The sequence below is a fragment of the Mesorhizobium sp. WSM3860 genome, from assembly GCF_002294995.1.
Lineage (GTDB): Bacteria > Pseudomonadota > Alphaproteobacteria > Rhizobiales > Rhizobiaceae > Mesorhizobium.
This window is the reverse complement of record NZ_NSGF01000016.1, coordinates 74,777-93,146: the sequence shown is the minus strand read 5'-3', so window position 1 is coordinate 93,146 and position 18,370 is coordinate 74,777. Positions and strand designations below refer to the sequence as shown.

20 protein-coding genes are annotated in these 18,370 nt (G+C 63.8%); 10 read left to right on the top strand and 10 right to left on the bottom strand.

Annotated elements, in window-relative coordinates:
* Window positions 1-3: 3 nt before the first annotated feature.
* Window positions 4-615, top strand: coding sequence for an HAD family phosphatase (locus tag CK220_RS22975; protein WP_095813720.1), 612 nt, complete (start codon window positions 4-6; stop codon window positions 613-615).
* Between the two features lie 50 nt (window positions 616-665).
* Window positions 666-1,019, top strand: a complete 354-nt coding sequence (locus CK220_RS22970) for a hypothetical protein (RefSeq protein ID WP_095813719.1) — start codon at window positions 666-668, stop codon at window positions 1,017-1,019.
* A gap of 124 nt (window positions 1,020-1,143) precedes the next feature.
* On the opposite strand, the gene CK220_RS22965 is transcribed toward CK220_RS22970, so the two are convergent.
* Window positions 1,144-2,277, bottom strand: a complete 1,134-nt coding sequence (locus CK220_RS22965) for a site-specific DNA-methyltransferase (RefSeq protein WP_095813718.1) — start codon at window positions 2,275-2,277, stop codon at window positions 1,144-1,146.
* Window positions 2,278-2,572: 295 nt separating this feature from the next.
* On the opposite strand from CK220_RS22965, the gene CK220_RS22960 reads away from it, so the two are divergent.
* Window positions 2,573-3,262, top strand: coding sequence for an HAD family phosphatase (locus CK220_RS22960; RefSeq protein WP_095813717.1), 690 nt, complete (start codon window positions 2,573-2,575; stop codon window positions 3,260-3,262).
* A 30-nt stretch (window positions 3,263-3,292) separates the two neighbouring features.
* Here the strand turns inward: CK220_RS22960 and CK220_RS22955 are convergent, their stop codons facing one another.
* Complete coding sequence (locus CK220_RS22955; protein WP_095813716.1) at window positions 3,293-4,036, bottom strand: hypothetical protein; 744 nt, start codon at window positions 4,034-4,036, stop codon at window positions 3,293-3,295.
* A 128-nt stretch (window positions 4,037-4,164) separates the two neighbouring features.
* On the opposite strand from CK220_RS22955, the gene thrC reads away from it, so the two are divergent.
* The 4 genes from thrC to CK220_RS22935 are packed head-to-tail and all read left to right on the top strand — an operon-like array spanning window position 4,165 to window position 10,374.
* On the top strand, window positions 4,165-5,562 hold the full coding sequence (gene thrC / locus CK220_RS22950) for a threonine synthase (protein WP_095813758.1): 1,398 nt from the start codon (window positions 4,165-4,167) through the stop codon (window positions 5,560-5,562).
* A 14-nt stretch (window positions 5,563-5,576) separates the two neighbouring features.
* Window positions 5,577-6,869 carry a pitrilysin family protein gene (locus tag CK220_RS22945; RefSeq protein ID WP_095813715.1) on the top strand — a complete coding sequence of 431 codons (1,293 nt, stop codon included), beginning with the start codon at window positions 5,577-5,579 and terminating at the stop codon, window positions 6,867-6,869.
* Between the two features lie 16 nt (window positions 6,870-6,885).
* A complete protein-coding gene (locus CK220_RS22940) occupies window positions 6,886-7,482 on the top strand; it encodes a GNAT family protein (RefSeq protein ID WP_066997979.1) in 597 nt (198 codons plus the stop codon).
* Window positions 7,483-7,485: 3 nt separating this feature from the next.
* On the top strand, window positions 7,486-10,374 hold the full coding sequence (locus CK220_RS22935) for an EAL domain-containing protein (protein ID WP_095813714.1): 2,889 nt from the start codon (window positions 7,486-7,488) through the stop codon (window positions 10,372-10,374).
* A gap of 25 nt (window positions 10,375-10,399) precedes the next feature.
* Here CK220_RS22935 and CK220_RS22930 read toward each other — a convergent pair whose 3' ends face one another.
* A complete protein-coding gene (locus tag CK220_RS22930; protein ID WP_095813713.1) occupies window positions 10,400-11,008 on the bottom strand; it encodes a YqgE/AlgH family protein in 609 nt (202 codons plus the stop codon).
* A 127-nt stretch (window positions 11,009-11,135) separates the two neighbouring features.
* On the opposite strand from CK220_RS22930, the gene CK220_RS22925 reads away from it, so the two are divergent.
* From CK220_RS22925 to CK220_RS22915, 3 genes are all read left to right on the top strand, one after another.
* The gene (locus tag CK220_RS22925; protein WP_095813712.1) at window positions 11,136-11,942 is read left to right on the top strand and encodes a protein-disulfide reductase DsbD domain-containing protein; all 807 of its coding nucleotides are present in this window, start codon (window positions 11,136-11,138) and stop codon (window positions 11,940-11,942) included.
* A 134-nt stretch (window positions 11,943-12,076) separates the two neighbouring features.
* Window positions 12,077-12,559 (top strand): peroxiredoxin, encoded by a 483-nt coding sequence (locus tag CK220_RS22920; protein WP_095813711.1) that lies wholly within the window; start codon window positions 12,077-12,079, stop codon window positions 12,557-12,559.
* Window positions 12,559-13,035 carry a DUF2938 domain-containing protein gene (locus tag CK220_RS22915; protein ID WP_095813710.1) on the top strand — a complete coding sequence of 159 codons (477 nt, stop codon included), beginning with the start codon at window positions 12,559-12,561 and terminating at the stop codon, window positions 13,033-13,035. The genes CK220_RS22920 and CK220_RS22915 overlap by 1 nt, the downstream gene beginning before the upstream one ends.
* Before the next feature lie 15 nt (window positions 13,036-13,050).
* Here the strand turns inward: CK220_RS22915 and rnhA are convergent, their stop codons facing one another.
* The 7 genes from rnhA to CK220_RS22880 form a co-directional block, all read right to left on the bottom strand.
* Window positions 13,051-13,584 carry a ribonuclease HI gene (gene rnhA, locus CK220_RS22910; RefSeq protein WP_095813709.1) on the bottom strand — a complete coding sequence of 178 codons (534 nt, stop codon included), beginning with the start codon at window positions 13,582-13,584 and terminating at the stop codon, window positions 13,051-13,053.
* Window positions 13,581-14,543, bottom strand: a complete 963-nt coding sequence (locus CK220_RS22905) for a homoserine kinase (protein ID WP_095813708.1) — start codon at window positions 14,541-14,543, stop codon at window positions 13,581-13,583. The genes rnhA and CK220_RS22905 overlap by 4 nt, the downstream gene beginning before the upstream one ends.
* A gap of 6 nt (window positions 14,544-14,549) precedes the next feature.
* On the bottom strand, window positions 14,550-15,554 hold the full coding sequence (gene ispH / locus CK220_RS22900; protein ID WP_095813707.1) for a 4-hydroxy-3-methylbut-2-enyl diphosphate reductase: 1,005 nt from the start codon (window positions 15,552-15,554) through the stop codon (window positions 14,550-14,552).
* A gap of 73 nt (window positions 15,555-15,627) precedes the next feature.
* Window positions 15,628-16,383, bottom strand: a complete 756-nt coding sequence (locus CK220_RS22895) for an SURF1 family protein (RefSeq protein WP_176479169.1) — start codon at window positions 16,381-16,383, stop codon at window positions 15,628-15,630.
* Window positions 16,380-16,766, bottom strand: coding sequence for a DUF983 domain-containing protein (locus tag CK220_RS22890; RefSeq protein WP_095813706.1), 387 nt, complete (start codon window positions 16,764-16,766; stop codon window positions 16,380-16,382). Before CK220_RS22890 ends, CK220_RS22895 begins: the two co-directional genes overlap by 4 nt.
* Window positions 16,767-16,862: 96 nt before the next feature.
* Entirely contained in the window at window positions 16,863-17,744 is an 882-nt protein-coding gene (locus CK220_RS22885; protein WP_095813705.1) for a cytochrome c oxidase subunit 3, read from the bottom strand.
* 1 nt (window position 17,745) lies between these two features.
* Entirely contained in the window at window positions 17,746-18,366 is a 621-nt protein-coding gene (locus tag CK220_RS22880; RefSeq protein ID WP_095813704.1) for a cytochrome c oxidase assembly protein, read from the bottom strand.
* Window positions 18,367-18,370 lie beyond the last annotated feature (4 nt).

Here is an 18,370-nt window from a genome sequence, read left to right as displayed (position 1 = left end):
GCAATGACTGAAATCCGCCACATCGTGTTCGATATCGGCAAGGTGCTGATCCACTACGATCCGGACCTTCCGTTCAGCCGGCTGATCCCGGATGGCGAGGCGCGGAAGTGGTTCTTCGACAATGTCTGCACCAGCGCCTGGAACATCGAGCAGGATCGCGGCCGCACCTGGGAAGAGGCCGAGGCGCTGCTGATCGCCGAACACCCCCATCACGCCGAGAACATCCGCAATTTCCGCCGCTGCTGGCACGAGATGGTGCCGCATGCCTATGACGACAGCGTCGCCATCATGGTCGGCCTGATCGACAGCGGCCGCGATGTGACCATGCTGACCAATTTCGCCGCCGACACTTTCGCCGAAGCGCGCCGGCGCTTTGATTTTCTCAACCGGCCGCGCGGCGTCACCGTCTCGGGCGAGATCGGCCTGATCAAGCCGGACCAAGCCATCTACGACCGTCACGTCGCATCATTTGACCTGGAGCCCGCCGCCACGCTGTTCATCGACGACAGCCAGAAGAATGTCGATGGCGCCAAGGCGGCCGGCTGGCAGGCGGTGCTGTTCACCGACGCCAAGGCGCTTAAAGCAGACCTTGAGTGGCTTGGGATTGCGGCTTGATCTAAGTCGCGATGGGAAAACTTGTTCTAACCTTTAATCCAGACTGGTCGATGCTCGATACCAATGTCGAGCGTGGCCATTTTCGGGGACATGGCGCGACATATTTCCCGGTCAAGGAACTCGGCAACTTTCTCGCGTCACTGCAGGCCTATCCGCTTCAACGCACGGAACTGACACTAAAATCGCCCGGCGTGATTGCGATCTCTGTCTTCCCGGCCGACGGCGTCGGTCACCTATTCGTCCAAATCGAAGTCGCCGACGACGTCGAAGCCCGTGATCTTACCCGCGTTCGACTCCGGACCGATTATTCGCGCCTTTCCGGCTTCGCCAACCAGCTTTCACTGATGGCAAAGGGTGAGATCACTGAAATCTTTCTCGAAGAAGACAAGACCTTAGCTGGGTAATCAGCATACGGAGGCACCGACGCCAAGGCGCTTAAAGCGGACCTTGAGCGGCTCGGGATTGCGGCCTGATCTGAATCGCTTGCGGCTATCCGCTAAGGATTTGATTCAAGCAGATCGGGGCGGATCACGCCCCTGCCCGCTCCATGCCGAGGCGCGCAATGCGGCGCAATTCGTCGATCGGGGTGAGGCCGCCGCTGCGCTCATAGTGCCAGAAGGTCCAGCCGTTGCAGGCATCGAGGCCCTGCACTTCGGCGCCGATCTTGTGGATCGAGCCGGCGCTGTCGCCGATGGCCAGCGTGCCGTCGGCGCGCACCTTGGCGACCCAGCGCTTCTTGGCGTCGTACAGCGTGGCGCCCGGCGCCAACAGGCCGGTGTCGATCAGGCTGATAAAGGCGACGCGCGGCTCGGCGCGCTTGCCCGAGAGCACGGTGAGATCGGCGCCCTCCAGCGGACGAACGGCCGCAATACGCTCGTTGGCGGCGTCGATATAGGCCTGCTCGCGCTCGATGCCGACAAAGTGGCGGCCGAGGCGCTTGGCGACCGCACCCGTGGTGCCCGAGCCGAAGAAGGGATCGAGCACGACATCGCCCGGCTTGGTCGAGGCCATCATGATGCGGGCCAGCAGCGCTTCCGGCTTCTGCGTCGGATGCAGCTTGTTGCCGTTCTCGTCCTTCAGGCGCTCGGCGCCGGTGCAGATCGGGAACAGCCAGTCCGAGCGCATCTGCAAATCGTCATTCGAGGCCTTCAGCGCTTCGTAGTTGAAGGTGTAGCCCTTGCCCTTCTGGTCGCGTGAGGCCCAGATCATCGTCTCATGCGCGTTCTGGAAGCGGCGGCCGCGGAAGTTCGGCATCGGGTTGGTCTTGCGCCAGACGACGTCGTTCAGGATCCAGAAGCCGAGGTCCTGCATGCGGGCGCCGACGCGGAAGATGTTATGGTAGGAGCCAATGACCCAGATGGTGCCGTTGGGCTTCAGCACGCGCCGCGCGGCAAGCAGCCAGGCGCGGGTGAAGGCGTCATAGGCCTCAAAGCTCTCGAACCGGTCCCAGTCGTCGTCGACGGCGTCGACCTTGGACTGGTCGGGCCGATGCAGGTCGCCGTCGAGTTGCAGGTTGTAAGGCGGATCGGCGAAGATGACGTCGATCGACTTTTCCGGCAGCCTGTCAAGGGCTGCGACGCAGTCGCCTTTGAGGATCGCGTCCAGCCATTCGGACTGCTGGGGAGCGTGGGAAAGCTCGTCGAGAAGACGCACGGCAGACATCAAAACACCCAAAGCACGCGTTACGGTTTACTGGCGGTTATGGTTACCGATCAGCGTAAACATTCGGTGAAGGTCGGGCGAGAGCCCTGCGCCAGCGATTTGCGAACACCGGCCCATTGGTGTATGCCGCGCCGCCTAGAGCCGGAAGATTTCAGGTCTGTTCGACGTGAAATCTGAATTCCGGCTCTAAATCAAAGAAATAGAGCATGATGTCGTCCGAAAACCGCTCCACACTTTTCGGCATCATGCTCTAAGCCAGTCAGGCCATGTTCCCCTCCCCACGTTCCGGATTGCCATGCCCCAGCCAGACCTTGTCATCTTTGATTGCGACGGCGTGCTCGTCGATTCTGAAATCATCGCCGCGCGCGTCGAGGCCGAGCTTCTGACGTCGGCCGGATACGAGATTTCGGCGGAGGAGCTTGCCGAGACCTACGCCGGGCTGACCTTCAAGGACATCCTGATGCGGGTCGAGGAGAAATCTCACCTTCCCTTTCAGGCCTCGCTGATTGACCGCGCGGAGGAACTCGTCGATCGCAAGCTGCGCAGCGACGTGCGCATCATCGAGGGCGCACGCGAGGCGGTGGCGTCGATGAGCGCGCCGCGCGCCGTCTGCTCCAATTCACGCACGGAACGCGTCGAGTTCATGCTGGAGAAGGTGCGCCTGCTGCCGTTCTTCGCCGGCCGCATCTTCTCCGGGCTGGATATTCCCAGCAAGAAGACCAAGCCGGCGCCGGACGTGTTCCTCTGTGCCGCCGAACAGCTCGGCGCCAACCCGAAGAACACCTTCGTCATCGAGGATTCCGTGCACGGCGTCACCGGCGCCAGGACGGCGGGCATGCGCGTCATCGGCTTCACCGGCGCCGGGCACAGCTACCCCGGCCATGCCGACGCGCTGACCGAGGCCGGCGCCGAAACCGTCATCCGCCGCTTCGCGGAACTCGGCAGCACGATCGCGGCGCTCTCGGAGTGGTCGGAAGACGCTTAACCGCCGAAGCGCGATTGGCGGCGAACCAGATCAGTTTGTCGCCGCCGCGGCGACGCGCTTCTTCCTCTTGGCCTTGGACTTGTCCGTCGCAGCAGGCGCGTTCTCGTCATAGCCGGCATAGGCTTGGTAGTCGCGGGCCGTCGGCTCCGGTACCACGACATTGGTGTCGGTGAAGACGAACTGCGTGGCGGCCGACGGGTCGGTAACCTGCACCTGATACTGATGAAGTTGCGAATAGAGCACGTCAGGCCCATGTTGGACCGCGATGCGGATCGGCATGGTCAGGGTACCGGGCGCGAAGAGCGGCCCCGGCACGACCTTACCGGCCACCGCGATCTTCATTGTCAGCTGGCCGTTTTCGTGAGTGCAGTCGCGTGTCACGTCGGTGATCGAGGCCTGGTATATGATCTTGGCGGGATCGCGATTGGCGTCGACGGGTTGACCGTTGGGACCGGTCTGTGCGGCTGCGGCTGCCTCGGCTTCAGCGTCCGCCGCAGCATCGACTTTCTTTTTCTTCGTCTTGGCGGCGGCGCCCTTGGCATAGGTATTGAAGAAGGCGGTGCCGTCGCGCAGCGTCACCTTCGGGCAATAGGCGCGCAACTGGCTGGCAAGCACCTTGGGGTCCTGCGGCGGTGGCGGCGCGGTCGGGTCCTTCTTGCTGAAGCCGAAGTTCAAAATGCCATTGTCGCTCGATTGGCAGCCTGCGGCGGCAAGCATAAAGCCGGTGAGCGCCAGACCCGCGACAACACGGCGGTTGACCGAATAAAACCTCATGAACTGCACTTCCCTCTCACAAAGCCGGTGACGTATATCAACGCCGCGGCGAAAATGCGACTGAGCCGGCTCGGAAAATTAACCAATTTGCCGTGGATGACGCGGCCGGCAGCAATGGGTTCTTGACGATGCAATATGTGAGTACCCGCGGGGAAGCGCCCGTGCTTGGATTTTCGGACGCGGTGCTGGCCGGACTGGCGCGCGATGGCGGGCTTTACCTGCCGCGCGAATGGCCGCAGTTCTCGTCCGCCGATATTCGCGCCATGCGCGGTCTCGCCTATCCCGACCTTGCCATTCGCGTCTTGACGCCCTTCCTCGGCGGCGAGATCGCCGCATCCGTCTTCGAACGGCTGGTGCGTGAAGCCTACGCGACTTTCCGGCACGATGCGGTCTGCCCGCTGGTGCAGACGGGGAAAAACACCTTCATCCTCGAGCTCTTCCACGGCCCGACGCTGGCCTTCAAGGACGTGGCGATGCAGCTGCTCGCGCGGCTGATGGACCATGTGCTGGCCGAACGGGGCAACCGCGCGACAATCGTCGGGGCCACCTCCGGCGACACCGGGGGCGCGGCAATAGACGCCTTCGCCGGCCGCGACCGCACTGACATCTTCATCCTTTTTCCCAACGGCAAGGTCTCGCCGGTGCAGCAGCGGCAGATGACGACGTCGAGCGCGGCGAACGTCCATGCGCTGTCGATCGAAGGCAATTTCGACGATTGCCAGGGCCTGGTGAAGGACATGTTCAACGACCACGGCTTCCGCGACAGGGTGTCGCTGTCGGGCGTCAATTCGATCAACTGGGCCCGCATCATGGCCCAGATCGTCTATTACTTCTCCTCGGCGCTGTCGCTCGGCGCGCCCGACCGGCCGGTGTCCTTCACCGTGCCGACCGGCAATTTCGGCGATATTTTCGCGGGTTATGCCGCCAAGCGAATGGGGCTACCGGTCGAGCGGCTGATCATCGCAACAAACGACAACGACATATTGGCGCGCACGCTTGCAAGCGGCGAATACCGCACCAAGGGTGTGTTCGCCACCACCTCGCCGTCGATGGATATCCAGGTGTCGTCGAACTTCGAACGCCTGCTGTTCGAGGCGGCGGGCCGGGATGCCGCGACGGTCAGGCGCTACATGAACGGGCTGAAGCAATCGGGCGCCTTCACCATCGAGGCCGGCGAAATGGCGCGGATCCGCGCCGAGTTCGACGCCGGCCGCGCCGGCGTCGACGAGGTCGCGGCAACCATCCGCCAGACACTTGAAGCGACCAGCTATCTGCTCGATCCGCACACGGCGGCCGCCGTGCACGTCGCGGCCGCCCATATGTCGGGCGCCGTGCCCATGGTGGTGCTCGGCACCGCGCATCCGGCCAAATTCCCGGCCGCCGTCGAGGCCGCCAGCGGCGTTACGCCAGCGCTGCCCGCTTGGCTCGCCGGCTTGATGACAGCCGACGAAAAGTACACCATACTTCCATCCGAGCTGAAAATGGTGGAAGAATACGTGAGCCGCCACACGCGGGCGGCCCGTTAGGGAGTAGTTGCCATATGGGTGTTGAGGTAAGCCGTCTGTCGAACGGCCTGACGGTCGCCACCGAAACCCTTCCAAGCCTCGAATCCGTTGCCCTTGGCGCCTGGGTCAAGTCGGGCGCACGCAATGAGCGCGATGAAGAGCACGGCATGGCCCATCTGCTCGAGCACATGGCTTTCAAGGGAACGAAAAGGCGCAGCGCCTTCGAGATCGCCTCGGAAATCGAGAATGTCGGCGGCGAGATCAACGCCGCCACCAGCGTCGAGACGACCTCCTACTACGCCAGGGTGCTTTCCGGCGACGTGCCGCTGGCAGTCGATATCTTGGCCGACATCCTGCAGGAATCGGAGTTCGATCCGGAGGAACTGGAGCGCGAGCAGCATGTGATCCTGCAGGAGATCGGCGCCGCGCACGACACGCCCGATGACATCGTCTTCGACCGTTTCACCGAAACCGCCTTCCGCCACCAGACCATCGGCCGCTCGATCCTCGGCACGCCGGAGACGGTAAAATCCTTCACCTCCAGGCAGCTGCACGATTTCATCGAACGGCAATATGGCGCCGAGCGCATGGTGGTCGTGGCCGCCGGCGACATCAAGCACGACAATTTCGTGCGCGAGGTGGAAAAGCAGCTTGGCGGCTTCCGCGCCAAGGCCACCAGCAATATCCCGCAATATGCGCAATATGTCGGCGGCGACTTCCGCGAGGACCGCGACCTGATGGACGCGCAGATCGTGCTCGGCTTCGAGGGCCGCGCCTACCATGTGCGCGACTTCTACGCCTCGCAGGTGCTGTCGATGATCCTGGGCGGCGGCATGTCGTCGAGGCTGTTCCAGGAAGTGCGCGAGAAGCGCGGCCTGTGCTACTCGGTCTACGCCTTCCACTGGGGCTTTTCCGACACCGGCATTTTCGGTGTGCATGCGGCCACCGGCCAGAGCGATATCGCCAAGCTGGTGCCGGTCATCATCGACGAATTGCAGAAGGCCGGTGAAAGAATCCAGCAGGATGAGCTCGATCGCGCACGCGCGCAATATCGGGCCGGTCTCATCATGTCGGCCGAGAGCCCGGCAAGCCGCGCCTCGCAAATCGCCAGGCAGTTGCTCCTGTTCGGGCGGCCGATCGCCAAGGAGGAGCTGATGGAGCGGCTGGCGGCGCTGACCGTCGAGCGACTGACCGATCTCTCCTCGCGGCTGTTCTCGACCAAGCCGACGCTGACGGCGGTCGGCCCCGTGGGCACGCTGGCGCCCTACGAGGCGATCCTCGAATCGCTTGCGGGCCCGCAGACGACGGCTCGCAGGCTCGCCGTCTAACCTCCGTTCCAAAGTCGTGTTCGCGCTTCCTTTCTTTCGCCGCGACCTGCCGGCACTGAAGGGCGAAAAGGTCACGCTGCGCGTGCCTTTGACCAACGACTACCGCGAATGGTCGACGCTGCGCGGCGAAAGCCGCGCCTTCCTGGAGCCATGGGAGCCGCGCTGGCAGCCTGACGAGCTCGACCGCACTGCCTGGCGGCTGCGCATCGGCCGCTACCGCGAGGACTATGCGCAAGGCACGGCCATCGCCTTCTTCATCTTCGAGAAGTCGAGCGGCAAGCTCGCCGGAGGCATCACGCTCGGCAACATCCGCCATGGCGTCGCGCAAAGCGGCCACATCGGCTACTGGATCGGCGAGCGCTTCGGCGGCCGTGGACTGATGACCGACGCGGTCAAGGTGGTGTCGCGTTTTGCCTTCGATACGCTGCGGTTGCACCGGATCGAGGCTGCATGTATTCCCGACAACGCACGGTCGATCCGCGTGCTTGAAAAAGCCGGATTCCGGCGCGAAGGACTTCTGCGATCCTACCTCAGGATCAACGGCATCTGGCAGGATCACTACCTCTACGCCCGGATCGCGGACGATCCGCCGGGTGATGGAACGAAGGGCTGATATGTGACGACTTTTTCGCGAATCGCGTCGCTGTTCGCCCTCATCTTGGCGCTCTTCGTCACGTTTTCAGCGGTTGCGCCGGCATTGGCCGTCGAGCCGATCAAGATTGCCCGCGACGACAAGGCGCTCGACCTTTCGGGCGCCGTCGAGATCTACCGGAACCAGGGCGAGAATTTCCAGGTCTCGACCGCGCCCGGCCCGGACGGCATCGTGCGGCGCATCGAGGTCGAGGCCAATGACGCGCGCTCGACCGGCGACTGGGCGGTGTTCGCGCTCGCCAACACCACCGACCAGCAGCTCGACAGGCTGATCGTCGCGCCGCATTTCCGCCTGGTGAATTCCGGCATCTTCTGGCCCGATCTCGGCTCGACGCGCATCGCGGCGATCACGCCCAGCGAAGGTTTCGCGCTCGACCGCCAGACCAGCCCCGACGCCGACGTGTTCCGGGTGACGCTGAACCCCGGAACGGTCGTCACCTTCATCGCCGAGCTCGCCTCGCCCAAGCTGCCGCAAGTGTATCTGTGGGATCCGGAATCCTACAAGGACTCGGTCAATTCATACACGCTGTTCCGCGGCATCGTCATCGGCATCGCCGGGCTCTTGGCGCTGTTCCTGACCATCCTGTTCGTCGTCAAGGGAACCTCGATGTTCCCGGCCACCGCCGCGCTTGCCTGGGCGGTGCTCGCCTATATCTGCGTCGATTTCGGCTTCCTCAACAAGGTCATCGAAATCTCGCCCGGCAATGAGCAGATGTGGCGGGCCGGCACCGAGGTGGCGCTGGCGGGGACCTTCGTGGTGTTCCTGTTCGCCTATCTGAACCTCAACCGATGGCACGGCCATTTCAGCTATGGCGCGCTGGTCTGGATCCTCGGGCTTTTGCTGATTGCCGGCGTGGCCATAGTCGATCCGGCGGTCGCCGCCGGCATCGCCCGCATCTCGTTTGCCGCGACGGCGCTCACCGGCCTCGGCCTCATCATCTTCCTCGGTATTCGCGGCTATGACCGCGCGATCATGCTGGTGCCGAGTTGGGTGATGGTGCTCCTCTGGCTATGCGGCTCGTGGATGGCGATCACCGGCATGCTGGACAACGACATTGCCCAGCCGGCGCTCGGCGGCGGCCTGATCCTGATCATCCTGTTGATCGGCTTCACCGTGATGCAGCACGCTTTTGCCGGCGGCGCGCTGCACCAGGGCCTGTTTTCCGACCTGGAACGCCAGGCGCTTGCAGTCGCCGGCTCGGGCGACATCGTGTGGGACTGGGACGTGCTGCGCGACCGCGTGGTGACGAAGCCCGACATCAGCCTGCAGCTCGGCCTTGCCCCCAACAGCCTTTCGGGCGCGGCCCGCAACTGGCTGCCGGTGCTGCATGCCGACGACCGCGACACCTTCCGCACCACGCTGGACGTGGTGCTGGAGCACCGCCGCGGCCGCGTGGCCCAGAATTTCCGCCTGCGCGGCGCCGATGGACATTATCATTGGTTCTCGCTGCGCGCCCGTCCCGTGATCGGGTCGGATGGCGAAGTGATCCGCTGCGTCGGCACCATGGTCGACGTGACAGAGCAGAAGAAATCCGAGGAAAGGCTGCTGCACGACGCCGTGCACGACAACCTGACCGGCCTGCCCAACCGCGAGCTGTTCATGAACCGGCTGGAGGCGATCATCTCGATCGCCCGCACCGAGGACAAGGTGCGCCCGACCGTCTTCGTCATCGACATCGACCGTTTCAAGCAGGTCAATGACGGGCTCGGCATTTCGGCCGGCGACACCATCCTGCTGACCATCGCGCGCCGGCTGCACCGGCTTTTGAAGCCCAAGGATTCGCTGTCGCGCTTTGCCGGCGACCAGTTCGCGCTGATGCTGCTGTCGGAACAGGATCCGGCCCGCATCGCCGCCATGGCCGATGCTATCAAGCATGCGATCAACAATCCGATCACGTTTGCCAAGCGCGAGATCGTGCTCACCGCCTCGATCGGCCTGATCACCTGGACGACGGCGCAAACCTCGTCGGAGGACATGGTCAAGGACGCCGAGCTTGCCATGCATCAGGCCAAGCGTTTCGGCGGCGACAGGATCGAGCCGTTCCGGCCGGCCTTCCGCACCGTCGGCACCGACAGGCTGCAGTTCGAGTCGGACCTTCGCCGCGCCATCGAGCGGCGCGAATTCACAATTGCCTACCAGCCGATCGTGCGGCTGGAGGACGGAAGCGTCGCCGGCTTCGAGGCGCTGCTCAGATGGGATCATCCGCGGCGCGGGATGATCCCGCCGGGAGACTTCATCCCGGTGGCTGAGAATTGCGGCCTGATCGTGCAGCTCGGCCTGTTCGCCATGCAGCAGGCGGCCGAGGATCTCGCGGCCTGGCAGAAGCAGATCGGCGACGCGCCGCTGTCGGTTTCGGTCAACCTCTCGAGCCGGCAGCTTATCCGCCGCGACCTGGTCAGCGACGTGCGCTCCGTCATTGCGCGCGCCAATTTGAAGCCACGCTGCTTCCGGCTCGAACTCACCGAATCGCTGGTGATGGACAATCCCGAGCAGACCGCGCATGTGCTGACCAAGCTCAAGCAACTCGGCATCGGACTGTCGCTCGATGATTTCGGCACCGGCTATTCATCGCTCTCCTATCTGACGCGCTTCCCGTTCGACACGATCAAGATCGACAAGAGCTTCGTCGACGACGCCACGCCGAAACGTGCGGTGCTGCTCAAATCCATGGTCAACATGGCACATGAGCTCGGCCTGTCGGTCGTCGCCGAAGGCATCTCCGACGAGAGCGACGCGCTGGAGCTGCGCCAGATGGGCTGTGAATATGTCCAGAGCTTCATGTTCGGCGCGCCGATACCCGGCGACCAGGTGCTGAAGACGTTGCGGGAGCAGTACCCGCTCACGCAGGCTTAGAGGGCCTCTGCGTCGGCCCTACGGCTCAAGCGTGGCCGGCGGCGGCGCTCAAATGGGCGAGATCGATGCCGATCGAGGCAAGGATGCGGTCGTATTTGCGCTCGATGTCGGCATCGAACAGCAGCTCCGGCGTCGCCGGGCAGGTCAGCCAGCCATTCTCGGCGATCTCGCTTTCGAGCTGGCCTGCGCCCCAGCCGGAATAGCCGAGCGCCATCAGCGCATGACGCGGCCCGCGACCCGTCGAGATGGCGCGCAGAATATCGACCGTGGCGGTCAGGCAGATGTCGTCGGAGACGTTGAGCGAGGATTCGACGCGATAGTCGCCGGAATGCAGCACGAAGCCGCGGCTGCGATCGACGGGCCCGCCATTGCGCACGACGAAGTCGCGGGCATGCGCGGGCAAGCGGATTGCTTCCTGCTCGTTCACGATGCCAAGCTGCACCAGAAGGTCCGGGAACAGCATCTGCTGCGTCTGATTGATGATCAGGCCCATGGCGCCCTCGTCGCTGTGGGCGCAGATATAGATGACCGAGCGCGTAAAGCGGTCGTCCTTCATGCCGGGCATGGCAATCAGGAACTGATCGTCGAGAAAGCCGCGTCCGGCCGCCTTCTTTTTGTGACGCAACAAGTCCATGGAGCTGAGCGTAACCCGTTTCCGCGGCGCCGAAAAGATGGTCAAGCTGCCCGATGTCACGCAAATATGATACCGGCAGGAACATGAAATCATTGCGCGGCCAAGAACGGGCGATCAAATCACCGTCATGCGATACCTGAACATTGTGGCGCTCGGCGCCGTCGTCGGCCTGGCAGCGGGCCAGCCGGCCGAGGCATCGTCCTCGGCCTGGTACAACAGCGAAGGCGGCAAGGTGCGGCTGGTGACCAGCGGCAAGCCGGACGAGGCGGGCAAGATCCACGGCGTGCTCGACATCGCGCTGAAGCCAGGCTGGAAAACCTATTGGCGCGATCCCGGCGACGCCGGTGTGCCGCCGCAGATCGACATCTCGGCCAGCACCAATATCGCCGATGCAAAGCTGTCGTTCCCGCCGCCGCAGCGCCACGACGACGGCTACGGCAAATGGGCCGGCTACGACCGTCCCGTATCGCTGCCGGTGACCTTCACGCTATCGGCGCCCGACCAGTCGGCGACGATCGATGCCAACGTCTTTCTCGGCATATGCGAGACGATCTGTATTCCGGTGCAGACGCGGCTCAGCCTCGATCCTGCTTCCGATCCCGACAACGCCACCGACGCGGCGCTGGTGAAGACGGCGCTTGCAACGCTCCCTGGCCCGGCGCGATCTGATTTCGGCATCCGCGTGCTGCCCGGCGATCACGAGACGCTCATCGTCGAGGCGCATTCGCCCGGCGATGCGGATTCCGTCGACTTCTTCATCGCGGGGGAGCGCGACTATATGTTCGGCGCTCCGGTGCGCAGCGAAAAGGACGGCAAGCTTGTTTTCACCGTGCCGATCCTCGACCGGCCGTCGGCGACGCCCGCAGACGGCGGGCTCTATTACACGCTGACAAGCGCCGAAGGTGCGGTGGACGGATTGCTGCCTTTCCCTTGAGCCGGTTCATCGTGGAGCCGCAATTCCGGACAGAAAACCGCCGGCCACTTGTCCTAGAATTGCTCTGAACGGTTGCGGGAAGTCGCCCAGTCCGATACGCACAGATCCTTCCCAATCTCCCAAGCGAGGACCTCATGACCATTTCGGTTGGCGAAAAACTGCCGGAAGCGACTTTCAAGGTGATGACCGCCGACGGCGCCAAGCCGATGACCGGCGCCGAGATTTTCGCCGGCAAGAAGGTCGTGCTGTTTGGTGTTCCCGGCGCCTTCACGCCGACCTGCAGCAACAACCATCTGCCGGGCTATCTCGAGAACCACGACGCCATCGTGGCTCGCGGCGTCGACACTATCGCGGTCGTCTCGGTCAACGACGTCCATGTCATGGGCGCCTGGGCGCGCTTCACCGGTGGCGAAGGTAAGATCCTCTTTCTCGCCGACGGCAGCGGAGACTTCGCCAAGTCGGTCGGACTCGACAACGACCTTTCGGCGAACGGCATGGGGCTGCGCTCGAAGCGCTTTTCGATGATCGTCGATGACAGCAAGGTCGTGGCGCTCAATGTCGAAGCCAAGCCGGGCGTTGACGAGAGCGGGGCGGCCAAGATCCTCGAGCAGCTCTGATGCTCGACATCGTCTGGCGCGCCATCGCGATCGGCATCGGCGCCACGGTCTTCATGGACGTCTGGGCGATTATCCTCAACAAGGCGTTCGGGCTGCCGCGGCCGAATTGGGGCTTGGTCGGCCGCTGGGTCCGACATCTGCCCGAGAAGGTCTTCCATGACGATATCAGTCAGGCCGCGCCCTATACGCATGAAAAGGCGCTGGGCTGGGCATTCCACTATCTCGTCGGAATTCTCTACGGCGTGATCCTGGTCATGCTGGCGGGAACGGGCTGGCTGGCGGCGCCGACCTTCCTGCCGGCCTTCATCTTCGGCATCGTCACGGTCGGCGCCGGCTGGTTCCTGCTGGCGCCAGGCATGGGCGCCGGCTGGGCAGCATCCAGGACGCCCAACCCGATGCTGGTGCGAGCGCTGAACCTCGTCTCGCACACGGTGTTCGCCCTCGGTCTCTTCTCCACGGCGCTGGCGATCCGCTAGAGAACGTCGGGCGCGTCAATAGCTCTGGGTCGAGCGTCGGGGCGCGGGCTTCCTGGCCGGAGCGCCTTCCGGCTTCGACGCAACCCCCACCGGTGCCGGCCTTGCCTGCTTCGGCTTGAACGGCGCCATGCCTTGCCTTGCCAGTTCGTCGGCGCGCTCGTTCTCCGGGTGGCCGGCATGGCCCTTCACCCAGTGCCAGATAACCTTGTGGCGCCTGTTGGCCGCGTCGAGCGCCTGCCAGAGCTCACCGTTCTTGACCGGCTTCCTCTCGCCGGTCTTCCAGCCATTCTTCTTCCAGCCATGGATCCATTTGGAAATGCCGTCCATGACGTATTTGCTGTCGGTATAGAGATCGACCGTGCAGGGCTCCTTCAGCGCATCGAGCGCGCTGATGGCGGCAAGCAGCTCCATGCGGTTGTTGGTGGTCTCGGCCTCGCCGCCCGACAGCTCCTTGGTGACGCCGTTGTAGCGCAGTACCGCGCCCCAGCCGCCCGGCCCGGGGTTGCCCGAGCAGGCGCCGTCGGTGAAGATCTCGATTTGCTTGTTCATGTCAGTCCGTATTCGGATGGAGACCTGATCGCCCGGTGGAAGCGCATGCGGCGGATATATTCGGTCGGATCGCGCTTCATCACCAGCCCGCCGTTGGGAATGGTCAGCCAATCATAGAGCCTGGTCAGCATGAAGCGGAGCGCCGAGCCGCGCGCCAGCATCGGCAGCGCCGCTTTTTCCTCGCCCTCGAGCGGCCGCACCGACTGGTAGCCGGCAAGCAGCGCGGCCCCTTTGGTGAGGTTGAAGGAAAAGTCCTTCTCGAAGCACCAGGCGTTGAGGCAGGTGGCGACATCATAGGCATAGAGGTCGTCGCAGGCGAAATAGAAATCGATCAGCCCCGACAGCTTCTCGCCAAGGAAGAAGACATTGTCCGGGAAGAGATCCGCATGGATAATGCCTTGCGGCAAGGCGGCCGGCCAGTTGCGCTCAAAATCGAGGAAGTCCGCGTCGACTTCGGCCGCCAGCCCCTGCTCGACCTCGTCGGCGCGGTCGCGCGACGCCACCCAGAGCTTGCGCCAGCCGTCGATGGCAAGCGCGTTCGGCCGCTTCATCGGGAAATCCCGCCCGGCGAGATGGAGCGCGGCCAACGCCTTGCCGACCTCGCCGCAATGCGCTGCCGTCGGGCGCCTCAGCGACAGGCCCTCGAGGAAGGTGATGATGACGGCCGGCCGGCCGGCGAGCGTGCCGATGACGGTTCCGTCATGCGCGGTGACCGGAAGCGGGCAGGATATGCCTTTTCGCGCGAGATGGCCCATCAGGCCGAGGAAAAAGGGCAGATCAGCCTTGTCGACCCGCTTCTCGTAGAGCGTCAATATGTAGGAACCGGTGGATGCATGGACGAGAAAATTCGAGTTCTCGGTCCCTTCGGCGATGCCCTTGTAGGACAGCAGCTCACCCACCGGATAGGCTTTCAGAAACGCGCTGAGCTCGTTTTCGTTGACGTCGGTATAGACGGCCATCTGGGTTTACGCGGCTCCGTTGACGAAGGCCATGTCGGCCGCCGTCAGTTCGACATCGCGCAACACCCGCATCACCGGAAAATCCTCCGTTTCCGTGGCCGTGATGGCCAGATCGATGGTGACGTCGAAGCGCTGCCGGAACGCGTCGATGATCTCGTCGACGATGATTTCCGGCGCCGAGGCGCCGGCCGACAGGCCGAGCGTCGAAATCCTGCCGATCTCATCCCACGGAATTTCGGAGGCTCGCTGCACGAGAAGCGACATCATAGCGCCCGCGCGCTCCGCCACTTCGACAAGACGCCGCGAGTTGGACGAGTTCGGCGCGCCGACGACGAGGAAGAGGTCGGCGCCGGCGGCCGTCTCCTTCACCGCCTCCTGGCGGTTGGTGGTGGCGTAGCAGATCGATTCGGCGGCCGGGGCGTGAAGCTCGGGGAAACGCTCCTGCAGCGCCCGGATGATGCCGGCGGTATCCTCGACCGACAGCGTCGTCTGGGTGACGAAGCCAAGCGCCGCCGGGTCCGCCGGCACGAAGGTTGCTGCATCCGCCTCGGTCTCGATCAGGGTGACGGCACCTTCCGGCAACTGGCCCATGGTGCCGATCACTTCCGGATGGCCGGCATGGCCGATCAGGAGCACGTGGCGGCCGAGCCGCTGGTGCCGCATCGCCTGCTTGTGCACCTTCGACACCAGCGGACAGGTGGCATCCAGGTAGAACAGGTTGCGCGCCTCAGCGTCGGCCGGCACCGATTTCGGCACGCCATGCGCGGAAAAGACGACCGGCGACTGACGATGCTCGGGCGGGATCTCGGACAGTTCCTCGATGAACACCGCGCCCAGGCTCTGCAGCCCCTCGACGACATAGCGGTTGTGCACGATCTCATGGCGGACATAGACCGGCGCGCCGTATTTCTTCAGCGCCAGCACGACGATCTGAATGGCGCGGTCGACGCCGGCGCAGAAGCCGCGCGGCTGGCAAAGCCTGATCGTCAGCGGTGGCTTTTTTTCAATCATCAAAACGGGCCGGTTCGGTAGGAAAGCTGAAGGCGAAATGAGGCGTGCACCCCTGCCCTGTCAAGAGCGGCGCTCACTCCTCCTTCGCCGGCCGCCGAAGCCTGAGGATCAGCACGGCGGCAAGGGCGGCGGCAAGGCCATACCAGGTGACGGCATACTGCAAATGGTTGTTCGGCAAATCGATGATGGTGACGCCGCCGACCGGCAGGCCGCCGGGATTCGGCGTCTTGTCGGCATCGATGAAGAACGGCACCACCGCGGCTCCTGCCGGCAGGCCCGCGCTCGAGGCCATGACGTCGCGGTCCTTCCAGTAGAAGATGTTCTTGGCGACGTCGTTGTCGGGCAGCATCATGGAGGGTTTTTCGGGCAGCGGATTGCGGGCAAGGCCGGTCACCGTCACCGTGCCGGCGACTTCGCCCTGCTTGCGCTTGGCCGGATCCTTGAGATCGTAAGGGACGAAGCCGCGGTTGACGAGCACGAAGCGGCCGTCGTCGAGCCGCAGGGGCGTGTAGACATTGAAGCCGGTGTCGCCTTCCCAAGTGGCGAAGAAATGCCGTTCGCCCTGGTGCAGGAAAGCGCCGGTCACCGTCACCGGCGTGTAGTCGACATCGTGTGTGGCGGCGAATTCTTTCTCGACATCGGTCAGTGGCAAAGGTGCCGCATGGGTACGCTTGTCGATTGTCTCGAGCAGCCCTTCCTTCCAGTGCAGGCGCTGAACCTGCCACGTGCCGAGCCCCAGAAGAATGGCGAACAGGACAAGACCGAGCCCAAGCAGCAATGCCGAGCGCGGCCGCGAAGCGCCGGCAGTCGAAGAGGTCGCATCGCTCATTGGCCGCTGTCCAGCCTGCCTTCCGCGGCCTTCTTGGAATATTGCAGGGTGATCAGCACGCCCTTGATCAGGCGCAGCGCCGTCAGGCTCAGCACCAGCGCCAGCGGTATCCACAAAATGAAATGCAGCCAGAGCGGCGGGCTCAGCGTCACTTCCATCCAGAGCGCCAAGCCGACGACGATGAAGCCGATGATGAGGATGACGAAGACCGCCGGGCCGTCGCCGGCATCGGCAAAGGAATAGTCGAGGCCGCAATTGTAGCAGCGCCTGCCGACGGTGAGGAAGCCGGAGAACAGCTTGCCCTCGCCGCAGCGCGGGCAATGGCCGCGCAGCCCGGCCGAGATCGGGTCGACGGGTGGCCATATCGCCTTGTCTTCGCTCATGTCCGCACCGTAGACCCGTTCGGTCAAAAAGATAAGGCGGCCACGTCGCCGCAGCCGCCTCGTGAACTCAATCCCGTATTAGTGGGCTATCCCGTGTTAGTGGGCTTCGATCACCGCCCCGCTCGAGGCCCAGACATAGATCGCGGTGAACAGGAACAGCCAGACCACGTCGACGAAATGCCAGTACCAGGCGGCCGCCTCGAAGCCGAAATGCTGCTTCGCGGTGAAATCGCCCCGCATCGCCCGAATCAGGCAGACGAGCAGGAAGATGGTGCCGATAATGACGTGGAAGCCGTGGAAGCCCGTCGCCATGAAGAAGGTGGCGCCGTAGATCGAGTCCTTGAAGCCGAACGGAGCGTGCATGTACTCGTAGGCCTGCACCATGGTGAACAGCATGCCGAGGCCGACGGTCAGGACCAGGCCGTTGATCAGGCCCTTACGGTCGCCGTGCAGCAGCGAGTGGTGCGCCCAGGTCACCGTCGTGCCCGACAGAAGCAGGATGATGGTGTTGTAGAGCGGCAAGTGGAAGGGATCGAGAACTTCCAGGCCCTTCGGCGGCCAAACGCCGCCCGTGAAGGTGGTGCGGGCATATTGCGCGGCCTCGCCCGGGAATAGGCTGGCGTCGAAGAAGGCCCAGAACCAGGCGACGAAGAACATCACCTCGGAGGCGATGAACATGATCATGCCGTAGCGCAGGTGCAGCGACACGACGCGCGTGTGGTGGCCCTCATGCGCTTCCTTGATGGTGTCCGACCACCAGGCGAACATCGTGTAGAGCACGATGATCAGGCCGATGAAAAACAGCCACGGATTGGCGATGTTGTGGCCGAAGACCGGGAAGCTGCCGGCCTTCAGATACTGCATCAGGCAAACGCCGCCGATGGCCGTGACCAGCGCGCCGATCGAGCCCAGGAAAGGCCAGGGGCTGGGATTGACGAGATGGTAGTCGTGGTTCGGTTTTGCGTGCGCGTCTGCCATATCAACCCCCGAGGCTTGCTTCGGAATCTGGAACTTTGTTGCTGCTGCCAGCGGCCGGCGCGACCGGCTGTTTCTTTTCGACCGGGAACATGGTGTAGGACAGGGTGATGGTCTTCAAGTCCTTCAGCTCCGGCACGTTGACGATGTCTGGATCGACATAGAACACGACCGGCATGTCCAGCGTCTCGCCGGGCTTCAACGTCGTGTCGGTGAAGCAGAAGCACTCCACCTTGTTGAAATAGGCGCCGGCCATTTCGGGCTGCACGTTGAAGGAGGCGCGGCCGGTGATCGGGCGATCGAATTTGTTGGTGGCGGTGTAATGCGCCTGCGTGGTCTCGCCGATCTTGATCGTCACCGAGCGGGTAACGGGCTCGAACTGCCACGGAATGCCGTTGGTGTTGGCATCGAAGCGGATCGTGATGTCACGGTCGAGCACGCGGCCGGCATATTGCTTCTCGGCGCGCTGCGTCGTGCCGCCATAGCCGGTGACCTGGCAGAACATCTTGTAGAGCGGGACCGCCGCATAGGCCATGCCGACCATGCCGGTGAAGAAGGCAAGGCAGACCGCCACGACGATGCGGTTGCTGTTCTTCCCGATGGGTCCGGTCTCGCCGCCGCTCATCGCT